At 72.9% G+C, this 1,850-nt stretch carries 2 protein-coding genes; both read right to left on the bottom strand.

The annotated features are described in order from the left end of the window. A partial coding sequence (locus ABQ292_RS26415; RefSeq protein WP_369210673.1) for a Gfo/Idh/MocA family protein occupies window positions 1–887 on the bottom strand: 887 nt, incomplete at its 3' end. Further along, a partial coding sequence (locus ABQ292_RS26410) for a sugar phosphate isomerase/epimerase family protein (RefSeq protein WP_369210672.1) occupies window positions 884–1,850 on the bottom strand: 967 nt, incomplete at its 5' end. The genes ABQ292_RS26415 and ABQ292_RS26410, both read right to left, overlap by 4 nt.

The following is a 1,850-nucleotide window of genomic DNA, read 5'->3' as shown; positions in this document are numbered from 1 at the left end:
GGGGCGATGCTCGTCGACCGGGCCGCACCCGTCGGGCTGCCGGAAGTGCGGACCAGGCCGGCGTCCAGGCCGATCATCGCACTGCCGTCCTCGCCGACCACCTCGGTGCGCACCTCGTAGCCGACGCCGGTGCTCACGAAGCACTCGACGTCGACCATCCGGCCACCGGTGGTCTCGAACAGCACCAGCAGCGGGTCGGACTGCCCGGCGACGGCGTGCCGGGTCGCCCGCGGCCGCAGCACGGTGACCGCGGCGATCTCCTCGTCGAGGAGGAACCGGGCGACGTCGACCTCGTGCACCACCGAGTCGTTGATCATCATCTCGCTGCTGAAGTGCGGCGGGACGGCGGCGTTGCGGTGCACGCAGTGCACCACCAGCGGCTCGCCCAGCCCGCCGGAGGCGAGCAGTGCCTTGAGCTCGGCGTACTCGGGGTCGAAGCGGCGCATGAACCCGACCTGCACGAGACGCCGGCCGGTGCGGGCGGCGTAGGCGTCCTCGGCCCGCACCAGGGCCAGTGAGCTGCCGGCGTCCATGGTCAGCGGCTTCTCGCACAACACCGGCTTCCCGCGCTCGATGCAGGCCAGCACCTGCTCCTCGTGGAACTGGCCGGGGGTGGCGATGAGGACGGCGTCGACGTCGTCGTCGGCGATCGCGGCCAGCGGGTCGCCGACCACCCGGCAGCCGGGCACGGCGGCGGCCACCTGCCCGGCCTTCTCGGCGAACGCGTCGCTGACCACGGCCACCTGCGCCCCGGAGATGCGGCTGTAGAGGCGGGCGACGTGGTCGGCGCCCATCATCCCGACACCGAGGACGGCGACCCGCAGGTCGCGCGCGGGGACGTCGGCGAGGTCGGGGAGGACCCCGGCGCGGGTCTCGGCGGTGGTCACGCCTGGGCCTCCGATCCGGGAGCAGGGGTCTTCGGGGTGCCGATCTGCAGCGACGGGGAGCCGCAGCTGCCGATGTAGCGGTGGGTGCGCTGGGCGATCGGGAAGGGCTGGTCGGGCGGGCACGGGTACATGTCGTGCTCGACGATCGCGAAGACGTCCAGGCCCAGCTCCTCGATGGCCTCGAACAGCGGCGGGTAGGCGGGGACGCCGCCGGGCGGCTCGGCCATCGCCCCCATCCGCACGGCCTCGGGCCACACGACGTCCTTCTCCAGCACCTCGTCGATGACCGCCGGGTCGACCTGCTTGAGGTGCAGGTAGCCGATCCGCTCGGGGTACGTGCGGATCAGGTGCAGGTTGTCGCCCCGGTAGTAGCTGACGTGCCCGGTGTCCAGGCACAGCGGCACGTACTGCGGGTCGGTGTCGGCGAGGAAGCGCTCGATGTCGGCCTGGTACCCGACGTGGCTCTCCGCGTGTGGGTGGTAGGCGATGGACAGGCCGTACTCCTCCTGCACCGCCCGGCCCAGCCGCTCGACTCCCGTGGTCTTGGCCTGCCAGGCCTCCGGGGTCAGGCGCCGGGGCTCGAGGTCGGCCCCGGTCTTCTCGTCGCGGAACATCCCGGGGATGACGACGACGTGGGTGCCGCCCATCGCCTGGGTCAGCGCGGCGACGTCCTTCACCTGTCCCCACACCGCGTCCCAGGAGTCCGGCCGGTGCAGCTGCTCGAACACGGTGCCGGCCGAGACCCGCAGCCCGCGCGCGGCCAGCTCGTCGGAGAGCTGCGCCGGGTCGGTGGGGAGGTAGCCGTAGGGACCCAGCTCGATCCACTCGTAGCCGCAGGCGCTGACCTCGTCGAGGAAGCGCTGCCACGGCACCTGTGCCGGGTCGTCGGGGAACCAGACGCCCCAGCTGTCGGGCGCCGACCCGACCCTGATCCGGCTCCTGCCGGTCTGCTGCTGCGGTGCC

This window comes from Geodermatophilus maliterrae, assembly GCF_041018925.1.
Classification (GTDB): Bacteria; Actinomycetota; Actinomycetes; order Mycobacteriales; family Geodermatophilaceae; genus Geodermatophilus; species Geodermatophilus maliterrae.
Note: the sequence above shows the minus strand (reverse complement) of the source record. Positions and strands in the feature narration are given on the sequence as shown.